At 41.4% G+C, this 20,015-nt stretch carries 17 protein-coding genes; 2 read left to right on the top strand and 15 right to left on the bottom strand.

The genetic code is table 11. From position 1 onward, the window contains the following. Positions 1 to 68: 68 nt before the first annotated feature. The 10 genes from AB3Y88_RS10250 to purC form a co-directional block, all read right to left on the bottom strand. A complete protein-coding gene (locus AB3Y88_RS10250; protein ID WP_056961315.1) occupies positions 69 to 980 on the bottom strand; it encodes a LysR family transcriptional regulator in 912 nt (303 codons plus the stop codon). Positions 981 to 1,649: 669 nt separating this feature from the next. Then, a complete protein-coding gene (gene purD / locus AB3Y88_RS10245) occupies positions 1,650 to 2,906 on the bottom strand; it encodes a phosphoribosylamine--glycine ligase (protein WP_228888472.1) in 1,257 nt (418 codons plus the stop codon). Positions 2,907 to 2,921: 15 nt separating this feature from the next. Next, positions 2,922 to 4,460 carry a bifunctional phosphoribosylaminoimidazolecarboxamide formyltransferase/IMP cyclohydrolase gene (gene purH, locus AB3Y88_RS10240; protein ID WP_228888471.1) on the bottom strand — a complete coding sequence of 513 codons (1,539 nt, stop codon included), beginning with the start codon at positions 4,458 to 4,460 and terminating at the stop codon, positions 2,922 to 2,924. Positions 4,461 to 4,478: 18 nt separating this feature from the next. After that, on the bottom strand, positions 4,479 to 5,048 hold the full coding sequence (purN, locus tag AB3Y88_RS10235) for a phosphoribosylglycinamide formyltransferase (protein ID WP_054755919.1): 570 nt from the start codon (positions 5,046 to 5,048) through the stop codon (positions 4,479 to 4,481). A 9-nt stretch (positions 5,049 to 5,057) separates the two neighbouring features. After that, entirely contained in the window at positions 5,058 to 6,098 is a 1,041-nt protein-coding gene (gene purM, locus AB3Y88_RS10230) for a phosphoribosylformylglycinamidine cyclo-ligase (RefSeq protein ID WP_056961320.1), read from the bottom strand. A 1-nt stretch (position 6,099) separates the two neighbouring features. Next, a complete protein-coding gene (gene purF, locus AB3Y88_RS10225; RefSeq protein ID WP_228888467.1) occupies positions 6,100 to 7,551 on the bottom strand; it encodes an amidophosphoribosyltransferase in 1,452 nt (483 codons plus the stop codon). Beyond that, the gene (purL, locus tag AB3Y88_RS10220) at positions 7,527 to 9,758 is read right to left on the bottom strand and encodes a phosphoribosylformylglycinamidine synthase subunit PurL (protein ID WP_228888466.1); all 2,232 of its coding nucleotides are present in this window, start codon (positions 9,756 to 9,758) and stop codon (positions 7,527 to 7,529) included. Before purL ends, purF begins: the two co-directional genes overlap by 25 nt. Further along, a complete protein-coding gene (gene purQ, locus AB3Y88_RS10215) occupies positions 9,758 to 10,444 on the bottom strand; it encodes a phosphoribosylformylglycinamidine synthase subunit PurQ (protein ID WP_056961325.1) in 687 nt (228 codons plus the stop codon). Before purQ ends, purL begins: the two co-directional genes overlap by 1 nt. Beyond that, a complete protein-coding gene (purS, locus tag AB3Y88_RS10210; protein WP_054755913.1) occupies positions 10,441 to 10,695 on the bottom strand; it encodes a phosphoribosylformylglycinamidine synthase subunit PurS in 255 nt (84 codons plus the stop codon). The genes purQ and purS overlap by 4 nt, the downstream gene beginning before the upstream one ends. Continuing rightward, positions 10,692 to 11,417 carry a phosphoribosylaminoimidazolesuccinocarboxamide synthase gene (gene purC, locus AB3Y88_RS10205; protein WP_054755911.1) on the bottom strand — a complete coding sequence of 242 codons (726 nt, stop codon included), beginning with the start codon at positions 11,415 to 11,417 and terminating at the stop codon, positions 10,692 to 10,694. Before purC ends, purS begins: the two co-directional genes overlap by 4 nt. Before the next feature lie 834 nt (positions 11,418 to 12,251). On the opposite strand from purC, the gene AB3Y88_RS10200 reads away from it, so the two are divergent. Then, positions 12,252 to 13,886 carry an IS1182 family transposase gene (locus AB3Y88_RS10200; RefSeq protein WP_228890261.1) on the top strand — a complete coding sequence of 545 codons (1,635 nt, stop codon included), beginning with the start codon at positions 12,252 to 12,254 and terminating at the stop codon, positions 13,884 to 13,886. A gap of 116 nt (positions 13,887 to 14,002) precedes the next feature. Here AB3Y88_RS10200 and purB read toward each other — a convergent pair whose 3' ends face one another. The 5 genes from purB to AB3Y88_RS10175 form a co-directional block, all read right to left on the bottom strand. Continuing rightward, positions 14,003 to 15,301, bottom strand: a complete 1,299-nt coding sequence (purB, locus tag AB3Y88_RS10195; protein WP_056961326.1) for an adenylosuccinate lyase — start codon at positions 15,299 to 15,301, stop codon at positions 14,003 to 14,005. Between the two features lie 12 nt (positions 15,302 to 15,313). Then, the gene (purK, locus tag AB3Y88_RS10190) at positions 15,314 to 16,444 is read right to left on the bottom strand and encodes a 5-(carboxyamino)imidazole ribonucleotide synthase (protein ID WP_261909505.1); all 1,131 of its coding nucleotides are present in this window, start codon (positions 16,442 to 16,444) and stop codon (positions 15,314 to 15,316) included. Next, positions 16,428 to 16,916 (bottom strand): 5-(carboxyamino)imidazole ribonucleotide mutase, encoded by a 489-nt coding sequence (gene purE / locus AB3Y88_RS10185; RefSeq protein WP_054755908.1) that lies wholly within the window; start codon positions 16,914 to 16,916, stop codon positions 16,428 to 16,430. The genes purK and purE overlap by 17 nt, the downstream gene beginning before the upstream one ends. A gap of 443 nt (positions 16,917 to 17,359) precedes the next feature. After that, the gene (locus tag AB3Y88_RS10180; RefSeq protein ID WP_054755903.1) at positions 17,360 to 17,563 is read right to left on the bottom strand and encodes a hypothetical protein; all 204 of its coding nucleotides are present in this window, start codon (positions 17,561 to 17,563) and stop codon (positions 17,360 to 17,362) included. Positions 17,564 to 17,689: 126 nt separating this feature from the next. Then, positions 17,690 to 18,931: an acetate/propionate family kinase gene (locus tag AB3Y88_RS10175; RefSeq protein WP_228888461.1), complete on the bottom strand. Its 1,242-nt coding sequence runs from the start codon at positions 18,929 to 18,931 to the stop codon at positions 17,690 to 17,692. Positions 18,932 to 19,124: 193 nt separating this feature from the next. On the opposite strand from AB3Y88_RS10175, the gene AB3Y88_RS10170 reads away from it, so the two are divergent. Further along, positions 19,125 to 19,679 (top strand): nucleotidyltransferase family protein, encoded by a 555-nt coding sequence (locus AB3Y88_RS10170; RefSeq protein WP_056961332.1) that lies wholly within the window; start codon positions 19,125 to 19,127, stop codon positions 19,677 to 19,679. Positions 19,680 to 20,015: the final 336 nt, after the last annotated feature.

Here is a 20,015-nt window from a genome sequence, read left to right as displayed (position 1 = left end):
CTACAAAATGACAATTCAACATACTAACACACTCTGACCTACAAATGAACCCCCTCTTAGCAAAAACTCTAAAAAAAAGTTGCAAGCTGTTTAGCATCTTCAGCGCCGTAGCGTTCAAGCAAATAATCTTGAATCGCTTTTACAAAGGCGCGGGTCGAAGGCGTTTGTTTGGCTTCAGCATGTGAAACCAAACAAACAGTTCGATAAAAATGCTCTTGGAAGGGATACCGATTAACATTTCCTGAAAGTTTTTGAAGGGCTAATTCCGGGAGAATTCCCATCCCTAAGCCACTTTCTACCATCGCTATAATCGAAGCATCGTCAATACTATAATGGATCGAATTAACCGAAACATCATAAGTATCGAGTGCTTTTTTGGTATCACGATCGTAATCAATCTGCTGCAAGATAAAATTCTTTCCCTGAAGATCACTGCGCGTCACGATTTTATCACCCCGCGGGGTAAAGCTTTGCGGTGTAATACAGAAAATTGGATCCTTATGCAACGGAATGACTTCTAATTTTTCTTTAATCGGTAAAGCACTAAAGCCCAAATCAAGTGTGCCTACGCGGACTTGTTCTGCAACAGCATTAAAATTTCCTTGGGTCACTGATAATTCAATCTTCGGATAGTCCTTTTTAAACCCGCGAATAATATCTGGTAACCAATTGATGCAGACGCTGCTAAAAGCCCCAATCCGGATTCGACCTTCATTTAACCCATTAATCCGTGCGGCTTCTTCTTTCAATTTGGCTTCTGTATTTAAAATTTCCTGAATTACTGGGAGCACCTTTTTTCCATCGGAAGTCAACTTGACTCCCGTTCGATTCCGTACAAAAAGCGAAAATCCTAGTTCTTTTTCCAAGCCTGCAACCGAATGACTAATTGCAGATGGGGTGACATTTAATTGAGTAGCTGCAGCAAAAAAAGTCTTTCGCTTAGCCACTTCACTGAAGACTTCATATGAAAAATTGGTCAAAATAACTACTCCTCTGCTTTTTGATGAATTGATTTCATTTTAAAATTAAAAACTTGAATTTTATTTAATTCAAAAACAAAGGTACACTGTTTTCAACATAAAAGCAAGCTTTTTTTCAATTAAAGTTAAGCAAAGCCAAAAATAAACCAAGTTCAGGCATAAATCAGCAGCTGACTCCAGGATTTAAAGATTTGCATTTCACCTTAGAATTGACCAAATTGCTTAACTTCGGCAGTGCTTCTGATCCTAAGCCACAAGCAATGTGTTCATTTTGATCTCAAAAAAGCACTGTTTAACCTTAACAGTTTCTTCAAGGAACTTATGTTAACACAAGCTTTTCATCAAAACACAGATTTGCACTCCATATCTGCACATTGTCAGTTCTTGATCACAAGTATTCTGCCACTAGCGCCTCAATTCCAAAACTATTGCATAAGAGAGGGGCTGTGACAAAATTTAAATTTTGTCACAACCCCTCTTTATTCCGGATAAAGGTGTTCCATAAGTCAAAATTTTCCGGCTAACTTCGAATTACTCATCGCAAAGTACTCGCTATGTTCGTAATTTCGAGTTAACACTCAAATTTTCCCGACTTATGTCACACTCTCTACTCCTAATGTATTAAACTGCCTCTAATTTATTTTAAAACACTACGCGACTGCATTTTACTTAACGCAAGGCTTTTGCGCCAATATCTTTCCGGTAGAAACACCCAGGCAATGCTAAACGTTCAATGTAAGCATATACTTGCTGCTGGGCTGCTGGTAAAGTTGCAGCACTGGCGATCACACTGAACAAGCGTCCACCATTGCCCATCAACTCGCCCTCTTTTTCAACGACATTAGCATAGTCAATCATTATCCCAGGCTCTTCAGTAAGAGCTGGTAAAAGTTGCCCATGTTGCGGATTTTGCGGATAGCCTTGCGCCGCAATCACCACTCCAAGGCAGGCATTTTGTTTAAATTCAAGCTCTTTTAAGACGCGTTCATTTAAGCAATCATCAATGAATGTCGCAAAGTCAGTCTTTAGTCTTGGTAAAACAACCTGTGTTTCAGGATCTCCTAAACGCACGTTATACTCAATGACTTTAGGTCCCTTCGTTGTCAGAATTAGGCCGATATATAAGACACCTACATAATCAAAATGTTGCGTCCGTAGCCCTTGGACTGACGGTTCCACGACTTCCGTTATCATGCGCTGATAATCAGCCTGTGCTAGTTGCGGTACTGGACTGTATGCACCCATGCCACCTGTATTCGGTCCTTTGTCGTGCTCATATGCGCGTTTATGATCCTGAGCCAGAGGTAAAATTTGATAACCTTTTTTATTAACGACTACAAAAAGCGAGTATTCCTGGCCCTCTAAAAATTCCTCAAAAACAAGCTGCTGCTCACCATTAGCAAAAAGGTGCGTGATTGTAGCAACTGCATCTGCGTGCTCTTGACAAATCGTGACGCCTTTTCCAGCCGCTAACCCATCAGCTTTAATTACTAGTGGAAAATTCCAGTCTGACAAAGCTGCAAGTGCTGCATGTTGTTCCCTGAAAGTCTGATACCGTGCTGTCGGAATTTGATGTGCAGTCATAAACCGTAAGGCAAAATCTTTTGAGCCTTCAAGCTGAGCCGCAGCAGCAGCAGGACCAAAAACCTTTAAACCTGCTTGCTTAAAAGAGTCCGTAATTCCAGCAACAAGAGCATCTTCTGGTCCAACAAAGGTCCAATCAACTGCTTTGTCCTGCACAAATTTTTTTAAGCCCGTAAAGTCTAATTCGGATAGCGGAACAGTTTTGACGCCTGTCTTTTGCATTCCCGCGTTCCCTGGAGCACAATAAACGGTATCAACTCGAGGGCTATCCAAAAATGCTCGACAAATAGCATGTTCGCGTGCACCTGCTCCAATCACAAGAATTTTCAACTTATTGTCCAATTCTATTCCTCCATCTTAATGTCTGAAGTGGCGAATTCCTGTAGTTACCATCACAATTCCGAATTTATCAGCCATCGCAATTGAATCTTTATCACGAATGCTACCACCAGGTTGAACAATGGCTTTTATGCCGTGCTCTGCAGCATATTGGACACAATCATCCATTGGGAAAAAGGCATCACTCGCTAGGACGGCTTTATCATTAATTGCTTCAGCCGCCTTTTCAACCGCAATCTTGGTTGAATCAATCCGATTGGGCTGTCCGGCACCGATTCCTAAAGTTCGTTGCGCATTTGCAACGACAATTGCGTTGCTCTTTGTATGTTTAACCGCCTTCCACGCAAATAAAAGACTATCAAGCTGCTCTTTTGTCGGTTGTGCTTGCGTCACAACCTTCCAATCGGCTGGATTTTCCTGTAAAACATCCTGTTCTTGTACTAGTAAACCGCCTAAGACAGAAACAACCTCTTTTTGGGGCTTTTCATTTTTACTTGAGAAATCTAGTTGCAATAAACGCAGGTTCTTTTTCTTTTCTAAAATTGCTAGTGCCTCTTCTTCAAAAGCAGGTGCAATAATAATTTCAAGGAACAATTGATGCATCTTTTCGGCGGTTGCAACATCTACCTTGCGATTCAAAACGATGACCCCACCAAAAATTGAAATAGGATCAGCTTGATATGCCAAATCCCAAGCTGTTTCTAACCGCTCTGCACGACCAATGCCGCAAGGGTTCATATGTTTCAACGCTACCACAGTAGGTTCCTCAAACTCACGGGCAATTCGCAAGGCAGCATCTGCATCTTTGATGTTATTATATGACAACTGCTTGCCATGAAGCTGTTTTGCACTGCTCAATGCATACTTTTGTGCAAGTGCATCCCGATAGAACCACGCCTTTTGATGGCTGTTTTCTCCATAACGCATTGTGTCTTCCAAATTATAAGTAAGTGTCAGTTCTTCAGGAGCTTCAACGCCTGCTTGATCTGACAAAAATTGAGCAATCAAAGCATCATACGCAGCTGTATGTCTGAAAGCTTTGGCAGCTAATTTTGCACGTGTTTCAAGCGTTGTTGTACCCTTTTTTGCAATTTGTGCGCCAATTTCAGCGTAATCTGCCGGATCAATTACAACCGTGACATCACGATAATTTTTAGAAGCGCTTCGCAACATGCTGGGACCACCAATATCAATATTCTCAATTGCATCTGCAAATTCAACATCAGGTTTTTCAATTGTCTGCTTAAAAGGATAAAGATTAACACAGACTAGATCAATCGGTGTAATTTGCATCTTTTTCATTGTCTCTACATGTGCGGGAACTTCTCTTCTTCCGAGTAAGGCCCCGTGGATCAAAGGATTTAATGTTTTCACACGACCGTCTAGGATTTCAGGAAACCCGGTGACATCCTCAACTGCCAGCGTCTCAATACCTGCTTCATCAAGAAATTTCTGCGTGCCTCCTGTTGAGATAATCTCAAAATCATGTGCTACCAGTTCCTTTACAAAAGGTACGAGTCCTTTTTTATCCGAAACACTAACCAAAGCTCTCTTCATTGCTTGCTTGCTCCTCTTCTATTGTAGTGCTAGTAATATTTTTTTGACAACCGCAGGATAGAGTTGGTGTTCCTCTGCGTGAATTCTTTTTTCTAATTCTGCAACAGTATCATTCTTCAAAATCGGCACCCTGCGCTGTGCAATAATCGGACCAGAATCAAGACCTGCATCAACATAATGCACGGTGACACCTGTTTCTGCCCTTTTATCAGCAAAAGCACGTTCAATCGAGTGCAGTCCCGGATATTCTGGAAGATACGCCGGATGAAGATTAACAATTCTGCCTTCAAAATGTTGCAGAATTTCATTTCCAATCACACGTAGATATCCTGCCAGAATAATAAAATCAATTTTTCGTGAACGCAGGACTTCTAAAATTCTGTGCTCATATTGTACTTTATCGCCACACTCTTTAACTGTAAAGGTCTCAATGGGAACTTTGTGTTGTTGAGCACGCTGCACAACATGGGCATCAGGATGGTCACAAAAAAGCAGTGCCAATTCACCTGGTAACTCTTTTTGTGCAAACATTTGTGCAAAAATTTCAAAGTTTGATCCATTTCCCGATGCAAAAATCGCAATTTTCATTTTTAAGCCTCACTTGAATCTTATTTTTCCTTCATCCGCTGGCCGCTTCCCTAAAGTCCCAATTTCATAGAACTTTTCATTGCTTTGTTCAAAGGCTGCACGAACTGCCGCTGCCTTGTCAGGCGCAACAGCTAGCACCATGCCAATCCCCATGTTGAAAGTCTCCAAGCAATCCTGGTCAGTCAATTTACCTAATTTAGCTAAATATTTAAAAATTGGTAACACATCCCATGAACCTCTTTGCAGGACTGCTTGCAGATTTTCTCCGAACATGCGCGGTAAATTTTCAATCAAGCCGCCGCCAGTAATATGACTGATACCATTAAGTAACCCTTGTTCGATGAGCGGCCATAATGTTTTGACATAAATGCGCGTTGGCTCCAACAACTCAGCAGCAAGTGTTTTGCCCCCTAAGATCTCCGGCTTCTCATTAAAATCAAGCTGATGTTCTTTGAAAACAATCTGACGGACTAAGGAAAAACCATTTGAATGCAGCCCGCTCGAAGGCAGTGCGAATAATAGATCCCCTGCTTGAGGACGTGTCTGTGTCAATAACTCGTCTTTTTCTGCAATTCCAACTGCAAAACCTGCTAGATCATATTCTTCTTTGGAATACATATCCGGCATTTCAGCTGTTTCACCGCCATTAAGAGCCGCATGAGCTTGTCTGCAACCTTGTGCAACCCCTTTTACCACTGCGGCAATCCGTTGGGGATCATTGTGTCCAACAGCAATATAATCCATAAAATATAATGGCTGGGCGCCTTGTGCGAGAATGTCATTTACACACATTGCGACACAATCAATCCCAATGGTCTCATGAATTCCAGTCTGTTGTGCAAGTAACAATTTAGTCCCCACTCCATCGGTACCCGAGACAAGAATAGGATGTTTCATCGAACCAAGCGCTCCCAGATCGAATAATCCACCAAAAGAACCGATCTGCCCCAAAGACCCTGGACGTGTCGTACTGGCAACTGCTCCTTTTATTCTGCGAACTAGTTCATACCCTGCGTTAACATCAACTCCGGCTTCTTGGTAACGGCTCATGCTAAACAACCTCTCTTTCTTGCTGCTTCTTCAAAGACTTTAAATAACCTTCACGATAGTCATACAGCGGTGTTGGGTATTTTCCATCAAAGTAAGCAACACAAAGCCCGCCATTAGGTAAGTTACGTCCTTCTGGAAGATCAATTGCTTTAATTAGATTAGGTAGTGATAAGAAAGACAAAGAGTCCGCTCCAATCAATTCACAAATTTCAGGAACAGTATGGTTAGCAGCAATCAATTCAGAACGTGTTGAAATATCAATCCCATAAAAACACGGGAACCGCAGTGGTGGAGATGCAATTAGCATATGCACTTCCTTAGCACCCGCCTCACGCAAAAGTCGGACAATTTGGCGACTCGTCGTTCCACGCACGATTGAATCATCAACCACTGCAACTTTTTTTCCTTCGACAACTCCGCGAACTGCAGAAAGTTTCATTTTTACCCCGCGCTCACGTAATTGCTTTGTTGGTTGAATAAAAGTCCGTGCCACATACTGATTCTTAATTAATCCCATTTCATAAGGATGCCCGCTTTCTTCCGCATAACCACTTGCCGCAGACAGTGACGAATTAGGGACACCTACTACCATGTCAACATCAACTGGTGCCTGACGTGCTAACAAGCGACCCATTTTCTTGCGTGCATTATGCACGGTTACTCCGTGAATAATTGAGTCTGGACGTGAAAAATAGATGTATTCCATTGAACAAATTGTCAGTTGCGTTTTAGGGGTGTACGAATCAATATGCAACCCTGCTTTATCAATCGTAATTAACTCGCCTGGTTGCACGTCGCGTACAAATTGTGCACCAATTGTATCAAGTGCACACGTTTCACTAGCGACCACATAGGCTCCATTTTCCAAGCGTCCAATCGACAGCGGTCGAAATCCATTCGGATCAAGTGCTGCATATAACCGGTTATTACGCAAAAGCAAGAAGGCAAAACCGCCATGAACCTCATTTAAGCTTTGCTTGAGTGCACTGACAAAATCCATTCCCATTTTTTGCCGAATAAGATGGACTAAAATTTCAGTGTCGGAAGTAGATTGAAAAATTGCACCGCCTTCTTCTAATTGCTTTTTAAGCGTTGCTGAATTCGTCAGATTACCATTATGCGCCAAAGCGATGTCTCCATCACCAAAATGAAACAGAAAAGGTTGTACGTTTTCAAGGATATTATTACCACTGGTTCCATAGCGGACATGACCGATTGCAACGTCGCCTACAAGAGCGTCCAAATTATTTTCATTCGCAAAAACTTCAGCCAACAGGCCCCGGTTACGGAAACGGTGCAGCTTTTCGCCATCACTTGAGACGATTCCAGCGCCTTCTTGACCACGGTGTTGCAAACTATGAAGTCCAAAGTAGGTTAATTGGCTCGCCTTGGCTGCGCCAAAAACACCAAAAACACCACACTCTTCATTTAGTCCTTTGATTTCATAAGGCATGGTATTGCTTCCTCCCAGAGTTTTTTTGCTTCTTCTAAATCCAACACAGCTGTGCCATCCTGATACTTGAGTGCAAGTTCCCTTTTGGCCGTAACTTCTCCAAGTAAAACTGCATCCGTACCCAGCAACTGCTTAAAAGCGGCAACCTTTTGAGGTGCTACACTAACAACAAATCTGCCTGGCGTTTCACTAAAGAGCTGTTCACCAGCAAATGGAACTGCAAGTGACAATCCCAACTGACTATGCAAAGTCATTTCGACCAGCGCAACAGCCAGTCCGCCTTCACTCAAATCATGCGCACTTTCAAGCAGTCCCGCTTGATTTGCCTGCAATAATTTGGCTAATCTTTGGACCGCAGTTGTCAGTGAAAAATCATTCAAGCTCCCGCTAAGCTGCCCGGTCAACATCTTTTGGATTTCAGTTCCGGCAAAATCATTCCCAGTCTCTCCCACCAAAAACAGCTGACTGCCGACCTGCTTAACTGTCGGAGTCAAATACTGATGCACATCTGTCAACAGCCCAACCATTCCAACCATTGGAGTGGGATAAATTGCGGTTCCATTACTCTCGTTATAAAGAGAGACATTACCGGAGATAACCGGCGTATCAAGCTGCCGGCAAGCAGCAGCCATTCCTTTAACTGCTTGATGCAATTCCCAATAAACCTCTGGATCATTAGGATCACCGAAATTAAGGCAATCGGTAATTGCTAAAGGTGTAGCTCCGCTAGCTACCAAATTTGTTGCAGCTTCGAGTACAGCAATTTTTCCTCCTACGAAAGGATCGAGATAGACGAGACGTCCATTTCCATCAGTCGTAATTGCAATCGCCTTATTTGTTTGTCTGATCCGAATAACCGCTGCATCACTTCCTGGTCCTACCACTGTGTTAGTTCTGACTTGTGAGTCATAGGTTTCTGTAAAGCTCTTTTTAGAAGCGATTGTGGGTTGTTGCAACATTTTACGCAGCGTAGCAGCAACTGCTAATTTTCCAGGGTGCCATGCAGGTTTGCGGCTTTGTGCCAGCATTCTCGCCGGTTTTTTTTCGCGGCTGCTTTCCTCCAAAACATCGTCTGTCAGACTTGTAACAGGAATATCAGTCACAATTTCTCCCCGATGCCGCAACAAATAGTTTTTCTCCTCTGTTACTCTGCCAATTACGACTGCATCTAAACCAAAGTTATGAAAAAGTTCTTGTACCTGTTTTTCAAAGCCAGCCCGTACGCATAAGAGCATGCGTTCTTGCGACTCACTCAGCATGATTTCATAAGCCGACATTCCGTCTTCACGCTGCGGCACATTATCTAAGTCAAGTGTCATTCCGCTACCTGCCTTAGATGCCATCTCACAACTCGAAGAAACCAGCCCAGCAGCTCCCATATCTTGGATCCCGACCAGCCAATCTTGGTGCTTGCTCGTCAGTAACAAACATGCTTCCAGCAGCAGCTTTTCCATAAATGGATCACCTACTTGGACGGCAGAACGTTGCGTTTCTTTTTCATCACTAAAGTCTGTAGACGCAAAGGTGGCACCATGAATTCCATCTCGCCCTGTTTTAGCACCCACATACATCACAGCATTTCCGACACCTTTAGCTTGTCCCTTTTGCATTTCGCTTTGTTCAATAATGCCAACGCACATAGCATTTACAAGTGGATTATCAGCATAACATTCATCGAAGGTCATTTCTCCACCCACAGTAGGAATTCCCATGCAATTACCGTAACCGCCAATGCCTGCCACCACTTCATTAATCAAATACTTGGTGCGTGAATCCTTGATTTCGCCAAAGTGCAACGAATCAAGTAATGCAATTGGCCGCGCCCCCATACTGAAAATATCACGAATGATTCCGCCGACGCCTGTTGCGGCACCTTCATAAGGTTCAACTGCCGAAGGGTGATTATGACTTTCAGCTTTAAAAACAATTCCTTGTCCATCACCAATGTCAATAATACCAGCACCTTCTCCAGGGCCTTGCAAAACACGTGCATTTTTATTAGGAAATTCGCGTAAAACTGCTTTTGATTTTTTGTATGAACAGTGCTCACTCCACATTACGGCAAATAGACCTGTTTCAGTATAATTTGGCAACCGGCCTAAAAGTTTTTGAGCAATATAATCATATTCTTTTTCGCTAAGTCCCCATTCAAGATATGGTTTTTTTTCCTTAATCTCTTGTGGACTCATTTCCAACTCAACGGTCATTAGCGGATTGCCTCCTTTTGATATCCATTGCCTGCTAAGAGTGCAGTGAAAACTCGTAGTCCATCAACATTTCCTAACAGTGCTTCGACTGCTCGTTCTGGATGCGGCATCATGCCTAAAACATTCCCGGTTTCATTAATAATTCCGGCAATGTCATTTAAACTTCCATTCGGATTTTCATCAGCATACCGAAAAACTACCTGATGTTTGGCTTCTAATTGTGCCAATACATCTTTTTGCGCATAATAGCTTCCATCTGCATGAGCGATCGGTAAATAAATTTTTTCTTTTGCTTGATATTGATTAGTAAAGGGAGTTTCATTGTTTTCAACTGTTAATGCAGTGGTTTTGCAGATAAATTTGAGCCCGTTATTTCGTTTTAATGCACCTGGTAACAGCCCAGCTTCCGTTAAAATCTGAAAACCATTGCAGATACCAAGAACAGGCTTCCCTGCTGCTGCGAATCTCACAACTTCAGGCATAATATTACTGAAACGCGCGATTGCACCACACCGTAAATAATCCCCATAAGAAAAACCGCCTGGAATCATGACTGCGTCAAAACCCGCTAAGCTTTTTTCCTGGTACGAAACATATTGTGCAGTTGCACCACAAACGGAATGCAGTGCTTCGAAGAGATCAACATCGCAGTTAGAGCCTGGGAAAACAATAATAGCGATTTTCATTGTTGTTCCTCCAATAATTCATAACGGTAGGTCTCTAAATTAAAATTAACAAGTAATTGTTCTGAAATCTCACTAACTGTCTGCGCAACACTCTTAGTTGCTGGATCAAGTTGAACATCAAAAAATTTACCCACATTTATCTTTTCAACTTCAGGATGTCCTAAACTCTGAACTGCATCCGTAATTGCCTGACCCTGTGGATCAAAAACCGACTCCTTATATGTGACAAAAATACGTGCTTTGACCGTCATTTGTTGGCCTCCTTGCCTAATTTTGCTTCCAACCGGTTGAGAACTTCCTGATAGACAGCAGTTAAATCTCCCAAGCTACGGCGAAAAACATCTTTATCCATGTGCTGCTTACTCTTAGTGTCCCATAACCTACAATTATCTGGCGAAAATTCATCGGCTAGAATCACTGTACCATCTTTTAAGCGCCCGAATTCAAGCTTGTAGTCGACCAACTGCAAATCAATTGACGCAAACAACGGTGTCAATAACTGATCAACTTTACGTGAAACCTGCCACATATACTCGATTTCTTTTTCAGTCGCAATTTTCAAACCAAAAATTTGTGAGTTATTTATAAATGGATCATCTAATTCATCACTTTTAAAGTAGGATTCTTCAATTGGAGCTGCAAATTTCGTTCCTTCTTTAACATTAAAGCGCGTAGAAAAATGTCCTGCAGCAACGTTACGTGTAACCATTTCTAATGGGATAATCTGCACTTTGCGGACAAGTTCTTCGTCATTTGAAATCGTCTTGATAAAATGAGTATTCACACCTTGAGCATTCAGGTACTTGAAAATTAAAGTTGAAATTAAATTGTTTAGCCTGCCCTTGCCTTCAACTTCTGTCTTCTTTTTGCCGTTTAGTGCGGTTGCCTGATTAGTATAAACAACTCGGAGGACATCTTCATCCTCAGTTGTCCACATTTGTTTGGCTTTTCCAGCATAAATCATTTTTCCCATAATAATCTGTCTTTCCTTTCTTCAAAAAAACGAACTTTAATGTCATTGTTAGGTAAGAACCATCGCTATTTAGTATAAAGATTAACAAGCTTACCGACCCACGTCAAGTAGTAAAAGACGAACTATTTAAAAAAAGTGTCCAATCACATTTTTATTTACTCCAATAAGTCTTTCAATCACATAAAAATCGTACAAAATATAAGCAAAAAACGAACTATTTTTAATATTGGGAGGGGAAAACTTGGATAATTACGCTCAGCACAAATCTCTCTATAATAAAATTAAAGAGTGTGACATAAGTCGGGAAAATTTGAGTACTAACTCGAAATTACGAACATAGCGAGTACTTTGCTATGAGTAATTCGAAGTTAGACGGAGAATTTTGACTTATGGAACACGTTTATCCGGAATAAAAGAGAGAGTGTGACATAAGTCGGGAAAATTTGAGTGCTAACTCGAAATTACGAACATAGCGAGTACTTTGCTATGAGTAATTCGAAGTTAGACGGAGAATTTTGACTTATGAAACACGTTTATCCGGAATAAAAGAGAGAGTGTGACATAAGTCGGGAAAATTTGAGTACTAACTCGAAATTACGAACATAGCGAGTACCTTGCTATGAGTAATTCGAAGTTAGACGGAGAATTTTGACTTATGAAACACGTTTACCCGAAATAAAAGAGGGGGCTGGGTCAAAAGTCCCAAAATAAAGAGCTTCGCCAGAAAAAGTAGTAATTTTTCTGGCGAAGCTCTTCTGATATAATAGAAAATAAAAAAGCATTGGTCGCACCCAACACTTTTAAAAACAATACCCTTACGAAAGGATAATCAAAATGCACAGTAATTATAACATAAATCAGACCGTACTGAGTATTTCAACTGCTTGGGAGCCAAAAGAAAATCATCCTGCCCGGATGATTAACAAAATCGTTGAGTCACTCGAACTCAATGATCACTACCTTTTTGGACGTCCACGTAAATACGACTTGCGTGTTCTTTTAAAATTAATTATATTCGCGTATACCAAAGGAATTTTTAGTAGTCGTCAGATTACTACTCTGGCAGAGGAGAATCTCGCAGCTCGTTGGTTAACGCAGGAACAAGTGCCGGCTTACCGTACAATTTGTCGTTTCCGTGTTTCAACTGAGGTTGAAGTTTTGTTAAATCAATGTCTTCAGAAGTTAACTAAGTTTTTACGTCAACACAATTTGATTACCGAAGTAACCTTTATTGATGGAACCAAAATTCTAGCAGATGCCAATAAGTATAGTTTTGTTTGGCGTAAAAATACGGTACGGTTTGATAAACTCAATCGCGCCGCGATTGTGTCTCTTTTGCAGGAATTAAAAGTGGCGAAATTTAATTGCCAAATTCCAGCAGGAACTGAACTTAGTCTAGAAATGTTAGATGAAGTTATTCTGCGCTTAGAGAATAGCTTAGAAGATCTGGATAAAAAAATTGAAAAAGACCATATTTCCCCAAATCCTGATAAGGCCAGACGGCGAAAATTGAAATCAGTAAAGCGAAAACTTAAGTTACGTCAAGCAAAGTTACTAGAACATAAAAACCAACTTGGAATTTACGGTAAACGTAATAGTTATTCGAAGACAGATCATGATGCAACCTTTATGCGTGTTAAGGAAGATCCGATGCTTAATGGGCAGCTAAAACCTGCTTATAATCTTCAAATCGCCACGAGTGGACAGTTTGTGACTGCCTTCAGTATTTTTCAAAATCCAGGAGATACCAAAACGCTAATTCCCTTTTTGCAGCAACAAAAACAAGCTGGAACTTTAGGTAGATACGTTGTAGCTGATGCAGGATATGGTTCAGAACCAAACTACCAGTATCTTGAAGATGAGCTGCCGGAACACACGGCACTGATCCCATATGGGACAATGCTTAAAGAAAATAGTCGAAAATGGCAGAGTGATGACCGCAAGGTTATGAATTGGAAATACCATCCTAAAGATGACTATTTTATCGACCCACAAGGAGTTAGATTTAGTTTTCATGCTTATCGCAAACGCAAAGATAAGTATGGTTTTGAACGTGAATTTAAGGAATATATAGCGAATAAATACAATGATACTTTTCAAGTTGACCAACAGGCTTTCACCAGCGGTGGAAAGCTTCGTAAAATAAAGATTAATGAAACTTGGGAATATTTCAAAGCTAAAGAACGAGCATTGCTTTCAAATCCTCAAACTGGTTCCATTTATGGACAACGTAAAATTGATGTCGAATCAGTTTTTGGCGGATTGAAGGCTTGTTTAGGCTTCAAAAGATTTATGGTTAGAGGCCTCAAAAAAGTAAAAAAGGAAGTAGGAATTGCCTTGATAGCGATGAATATCAGGAAATTGGTGGCAAGAGTCACCAATTATACTTGTTTTTTAAAACCAAAGAAGAGATTGTCGAAAATCCCAGAACGATTTTCGACAATCTCTTTTATTTTAGAGGACTTTTGACCCAGCCCCCCCTAAAAAGGATAACTAATTATTTTATTTCAACAGGTGCATAGTACGCATCACTTAGGTGTAGCTTGCAAGCTACACCTTCACGTACTTCACAATCTGGTTTCTGTTTACTGATCCAGCCCAACACGTGCAAAGATATCATCCACATGCCGTAAATGCCAGTGATAATCAAAAGCATCATCCAAATCGGCTTTTGAAAGTCGTGCGGTAATCCGCTCATCTTTTTCCAGTAATGGCCTGAACTGAATTTGCTTGTCCCAAGCTTCTGCTGTCTTTGGCTGAATAAGATCATAGGCTTCTTCCCGACTCATTCCAGTGTCAATTAGTTTCAACAATACACGGCCGCTATAGATCAGACCAAAGGTTCTTCCCATATTACGCTTCATATTTTCAGGAAAAACAGTTAATGTATCTAGAATTGTGCCAAAACGATGCAGCATATAATCAATTAAAGTAGTCGTATCTGGTAAAATGATTCGCTCGGCAGAAGAGTGCGAAATATCACGTTCATGCCAGAGAACCATATCTTCATAGGCTGTTACCATATGACCACGCACGACCCGCGCCAAGCCACAAATATTTTCTGATCCAATTGGATTGCGTTTATGCGGCATTGCTGAAGAACCTTTTTGTCCCTTTGCAAAATGTTCCTCAACCTCACGTGTTTCTGATTTCTGTAATCCTCTAATTTCTGTCGCAAATTTTTCTAAACTAGTTGCAATCAGCGCCAATGCAGCTAAATACTCTGCATGCAGATCACGTGGTAATATCTGACTAGAAATTTCTTGGGCCCGAATTCCCAGCTTGGTGCAAACATATTTTTCAACAAAAGGATCAATATTAGCAAAGGTTCCTACCGCACCACTAATTTTACCAGCCTCAACTCCGGCAGCAGCGTGCTCAAAGCGCTCAATATCACGCTTTACTTCAGAATACCAGCGTGCTAATTTCAGCCCAAAAGTCGTTGGTTCAGCATGTACGCCGTGTGTGCGCCCCATCATAACCGTATATTGATATTCTTTGGCTTTCTTAGCCACAATTTCCTTGAAAGCTGCCAGATCATTACGCAAAATTTCATTAACCTGTTTCAACTGATATCCATAAGCCGTATCCACAACATCGGTACTGGTCAAACCATAATGAACCCATTTCTTTTCGGCTCCTAAAGATTCCGAAACACAGCGTGTAAAAGCAATGACATCGTGGTGTGTGCTTTGTTCAATCTCCAAAATCCGCTCAACATCAAAACGAGCATTTTGACGAATTTTTTCAACATCTGCTGCTGGAATATGACCAAGTTTTGACCATGCCTCGTCTGCTGCGATCTCAACTTCGAGCCAGCATTCATATTTTTTCTTATCGTTCCAGATTGCTGCCATTTCAGGTCGTGTATATCTTGAAATCATTATTTTTCCCCTTTAATCCCATACTTTTGTCTGTTTAATTTCTGCCAGCGTTTCATTAATATCATCCGTTAGAATCGTGATATGACCAATCTTGCGATCTCGTCGAAGCTCACCTTTACCGTAATCATGGAAATGCCATTGTTTTTTCTGTGCAACCAGTCGCTTAGCTCCAGCAACGTGCTGACCTAAGACATTCACCATTACTACTGGCTGCAACAACTTGATTTGTGGCAACGGCCAGTTACAAATTGCACGGTTATGCACGTCAAACTGCGAAAAATTGCACGCTTCAATTGAATAATGCCCAGAATTATGCGGACGCGGTGCTAGTTCATTCACATAGAGTTCTTGATCCTCGCCAACGAATAACTCTATTCCCAGAATACCACAAAGATTAATTCCGACAGCGATTTTTTCAGCGATTTCTTGCGCTTTTTCTTGCAAATCCGCAGAAATCCTAGCAGGTACAATGCTTTCGTGCAAAATTTGATTACGATGAATATTTTCACTGACTGGGAAAACACAGAGCGCGCCTGTACTATTGCGCCCTACCATAACAGAACATTCCTTGCCAAAGTTGACCCAACCTTCTAAGATGCATTTTCCCTGACTTAAAAGTTCTGTTGCTGCTGTAAGATCGGCAGGAGTATGTAAAACATGCTGTGCTTTGCCATCATATCCACCCTGACAAGTTTTCAAAACTGCAGGATAACCGATTGTAGCAAGTGCTTCTTCCAGCTGCTCTTTATTTTCAATTGCTCTAAAGGGGGCAACTTTCAAGCCCAGCTTTTTCAGAAAGGTCTTTTCACGCAAACGATCCTTCGTCACCGCTAAAAGATGTGTACCTTGTGGAACCGCTACTTGGTCCTGAACATCTTCAAGTGCTTGAAGGTCAACATTTTCAAACTCATAAGTTAAGACATCTGCACGCCTTGCCAGTTCTTCAATTGCTTTTAAATCTGCATAAGGTGCAACTATCTGAGCATCTGCCGCCTGACCTGCCGAGCAATCTGGATTCGGATCCAAGATAAGCACTCGAAATCCCGCTGCTTTAGCAGAAAAAGTCAACATTTGTCCCAATTGTCCTCCGCCTATAATTCCAATTGTTTTTCCCTGTTCAATCAAACTAGTCAAGTTGCTCACTACTCCTTACTGAAGTGTCATGCTGCTGTTTACGGAAAGCTACTAACTTTTTGGTTATTGCTGGATCTGAAAGTGCAATGATCTGCAATGCTAACAAAGCAGCATTCTTAGCTCCAGAAGTTCCAATTGCAGTTGTAGCCACCGGAATTCCTGCAGGCATCTGTACAATTGACAGCAATGAATCAAGACCATTAAGTGCGTGACTCTGCACTGGGACACCAATTACTGGTAGAACAGTATTTGCGGCAAGCATGCCGGGCAGATGTGCTGCTCCGCCAGCGCCCGCAATAATTACCTTTGTCCCTGCAGCAAGTGCATTCTTGGAAAAAGCGAACATTTCTGCTGGCATCCGATGCGCTGAAATGACCTTCTTCGTATATTCTACTTGGAATTCATCCAAAATTGCAGCAGCTGCTTTCATCGTACTCCAGTCTGAAATACTGCCCATCACAATACTTATTTTACTACTCATGCCGATCCCTCCTACAAGAGACAGCTTATCAAAAGCGTCACAACTTGTCAAAGCTAAAATCGAACTATATTACTATTTTTATAGATTTTATACGCATTATCCGCTAGCTTTGTCTTTTTTGCAGCTTTAAGCTTTCAAAAGTATTTATTTTACTCGCAAATTATCCAAAAAAGAGCGGGACAAAAGGCGTTTAGTTGACGAAAATTAACAACGTCAGGCGGATAATTACGGGATTGAATTGTCTGACTGACGGGATTAAGTGCATCAAATTGCCTTTTGGTGCACGTTTTAGCACTAGCTGTTTGGGAACCAAGAACACAAAAAAAGAGTTCGCGACTTTTGTCCCAAACCCCTTTTTCTGGCTCTAAGCCATTTATTTTCTCTCTTAGTTGCAAACTCACGTCTGTCAATCAAAATTCCAGCCAAGTAGACTATCAAAATACCTAATCTTCAGCCGCTGCCATTGCTTCAAGGATATCTTCTAGGCGATCCCGCTCAGCTTCTGCATTGCGTTTTTTTTCATCGTAAGCTTCTAATAAGTGGCGGCCTCGATTACTCTGGCTAATTTCCTCGCAAACATGGTCGAGTTCAGTAATCTTCTCTACCGCGACCTGATAATCACGCAAAATATCAAGTTTATTGCTCATGACAAAAGCCCCCTAAAAATAATTTATCGACTTGAATAATCTAACACTTTTTGTCATGTTTGTGAACTACTTTATATTACAGTTTGATTACAAATAACCACGTTCTGCCTCGGCACCAACTTTATTCTAGTTGCTATGGCTTTTGATAACAACTGGCGCTAGTTTTTCCTTTTCAATCTTCGCTTCAATTATTGTTTTAACATCCCGTGCAATCATCAGCTCTTCATTTGTAGGAATCATCAAAGCTGCCACACGTGACGTTGGCGTGGAAATAAATTCTGCTACCCCACGCTTAGCATTGGCTTTTTCATCAACTTCAATTCCCAAGAATTCCAAACGCTTCATAATTTTTTCGCGAATATATCCAGAATTTTCACCAATTCCAGCGGTAAAAATAATGCCATCAAGGCCACCCATCTCAGCCATGTAGGCACCCACATATTTGACAACGTCTTTAACAAAAATATCAATTGCCAATTGAGCCCGCTCATCAGTTTTACACTTGGCCTCAATATCTCGCATGTCTGAGGAAATGCCTGAAATCCCTAGTAAACCTGACTTTTTATTCAAATCATAAATCACTTCCGGCATAGAATGCATATCCAGCTTTTGCATCATAAAAGAAATCAACGAGACATCGACATCCCCAGATCTAGTTGCCATTGTGATCCCAGTCAGGGGCGTAAATCCCATTGAAGTATCAAACGACTTGCCATTTTTAACCGCACATAAAGACGCACCTGCCCCTAAATGACAACTAATTAGTTTTAATTGCTTGAGCGGTTTTTCCATCATGTGAGCTGCAACTTGTACAACATAGCGATGACTAGTCCCATGCGCCCCATATCGACGCGCACCGTATTTGTGATACCATTCGTATGGTACGCTATATACGTAATTTTCTTTAGGCATCGTTTGATGAAATGAAGTGTCAAAAACAGCAACTGACACAGCATTTGGCAAAATTTTTCTAAAAGCTTCAATTCCCATTAAATTAGCGGGATTATGAATTGGTGCATACTCCGTCAGTTCATTAATTCTGCGAATAATTCGCGAGTTGACTGCAACGGATTTTTTAAAGTATTCTCCGCCAGCAACTACACGATGTCCTACACCCACGATTTCTGCAAAATCTTGAACAATTCCCAGTTTCAAGAGCAGTTGCAATAAGCGTTTGACTGCCACAGCATGGTCTTTTAACTCTGCTTCTTTGCGATATTCCTTTTCTCCGTACTTAATTTTGATCGTCCCATTTGAAATCCCGATACGATCAAACAGGCCCTGTGCCAGCACCTTTTCTCCTTCCATTTCAAAAAGCTTAAACTTGAGACTCGAGCTACCAGCGTTAATTGCGATGATTTTTGCCATGTGAATCCCTCCAATGCCATTAAAACGTTTTCATACATCTAATATAACAAATTTTGCACGAAATTTCACTAGAAGATCGGTTATTCTTGTTAAAATTCAACTCAATTCCGCTATCTCATTTAGAAATCAGCCTTTAATTATTCCACAAAAGCCATTACAATTGTTTGATAGGAACTTTTTGTGGAGGAATGTCATGCAGTATGAAAAAGAACTTATCACTTTAGTCAAAAGAACCCCTGAATTTACGGAAATATTCCATATTCTAGATAGCTATCAGCTTGGAAAAGCATTGATTTGCGGTGGTGCTTTACGTGATTTGGTATGGAACACGCTCAGCAAACAACCGACTTCGCTTCTTAGAGGAAACATTGATGTCTTATATGGAGATTCTGCAGAAACATATGAGCAGCTGCTAACAAGACGCGCTCTTCTGGGGCAATGCCATTCGAAATATCTGTGGAATTTGCAAAATGTCGTCTTAAACAATTCACAAACGCGGCAGCCATTTGGTAAAACTCCGGAAGAAGCGCTCACAACTCTTCCGGAAACCTGCAGTGCGGTCGCTATTACTTTTGAAGCAGGAACCTTCAAAATTCTTGCACCTTTTGGCTTACAGGATCTTTTTAACATGGAAGTTCACCCTACACCACGTTTTATTAAAGATTCGGACTTGCTTAACCAGTTTAAGCGTCGCAGTGCGCTTAAGGGATGGGAGCAGCGTTGGCCGGTGACGTTTTTTGCTGATTAAAGTCGAAGTGTGACAGCCAGTTGAAAAACTCTGCGTACTAAGCGCTGGAGCACGCACGTAACTTGCTCTTAGTTACAAGTGCCTCCAAGTTTAGACACAGGAGGTTACTGGCTGGAACACGTTAAATAGGTGACAGCCAGTTGAAAAACTACGCGTACTAAGTGCTGGAGCACGCACGTAACTTGCTCTTAGTTACAAGTGCCTCCAAGCTTAGACACAGGAGGTTACTGGCTGGAACACGTTAAATAGGTGACAGCCAGTTGAAAAACTACACGTACTAAGCGCTGGAGCACGCACGTAACTTGCTCTTAGTTACAAGTGCCTCCAAGCTTAGAC

This window comes from Liquorilactobacillus satsumensis (genome assembly GCF_964065465.1).
In the GTDB taxonomy this organism is placed as follows: domain Bacteria; phylum Bacillota; class Bacilli; order Lactobacillales; family Lactobacillaceae; genus Liquorilactobacillus; species Liquorilactobacillus satsumensis.
This window is presented reverse-complemented; position numbering and strand designations above follow the sequence as displayed.

Coding starts and splice junctions, on each gene's coding strand:
- purH (WP_228888471.1), bottom strand. CDS start 4,460: ATGAAGAGAGCTTTGGTTAGTGTTTCGGATAAAAAAGGACTCGTACCT.
- purN (WP_054755919.1), bottom strand. CDS start 5,048: ATGAAAATTGCGATTTTTGCATCGGGAAATGGATCAAACTTTGAAATT.
- purM (WP_056961320.1), bottom strand. CDS start 6,098: ATGAGCCGTTACCAAGAAGCCGGAGTTGATGTTAACGCAGGGTATGAA.
- purF (WP_228888467.1), bottom strand. CDS start 7,551: ATGCCTTATGAAATCAAAGGACTAAATGAAGAGTGTGGTGTTTTTGGT.
- purL (WP_228888466.1), bottom strand. CDS start 9,758: ATGACCGTTGAGTTGGAAATGAGTCCACAAGAGATTAAGGAAAAAAAA.
- purQ (WP_056961325.1), bottom strand. CDS start 10,444: ATGAAAATCGCTATTATTGTTTTCCCAGGCTCTAACTGCGATGTTGAT.
- purS (WP_054755913.1), bottom strand. CDS start 10,695: ATGACGGTCAAAGCACGTATTTTTGTCACATATAAGGAGTCGGTTTTT.
- purC (WP_054755911.1), bottom strand. CDS start 11,417: ATGGGAAAAATGATTTATGCTGGAAAAGCCAAACAAATGTGGACAACT.
- AB3Y88_RS10200 (WP_228890261.1), top strand. CDS start 12,252: ATGCACAGTAATTATAACATAAATCAGACCGTACTGAGTATTTCAACT.
- purB (WP_056961326.1), bottom strand. CDS start 15,301: ATGATTTCAAGATATACACGACCTGAAATGGCAGCAATCTGGAACGAT.
- purE (WP_054755908.1), bottom strand. CDS start 16,916: ATGAGTAGTAAAATAAGTATTGTGATGGGCAGTATTTCAGACTGGAGT.
- AB3Y88_RS10180 (WP_054755903.1), bottom strand. CDS start 17,563: ATGAGCAATAAACTTGATATTTTGCGTGATTATCAGGTCGCGGTAGAG.
- AB3Y88_RS10175 (WP_228888461.1), bottom strand. CDS start 18,931: ATGGCAAAAATCATCGCAATTAACGCTGGTAGCTCGAGTCTCAAGTTT.
- AB3Y88_RS10170 (WP_056961332.1), top strand. CDS start 19,125: ATGCAGTATGAAAAAGAACTTATCACTTTAGTCAAAAGAACCCCTGAA.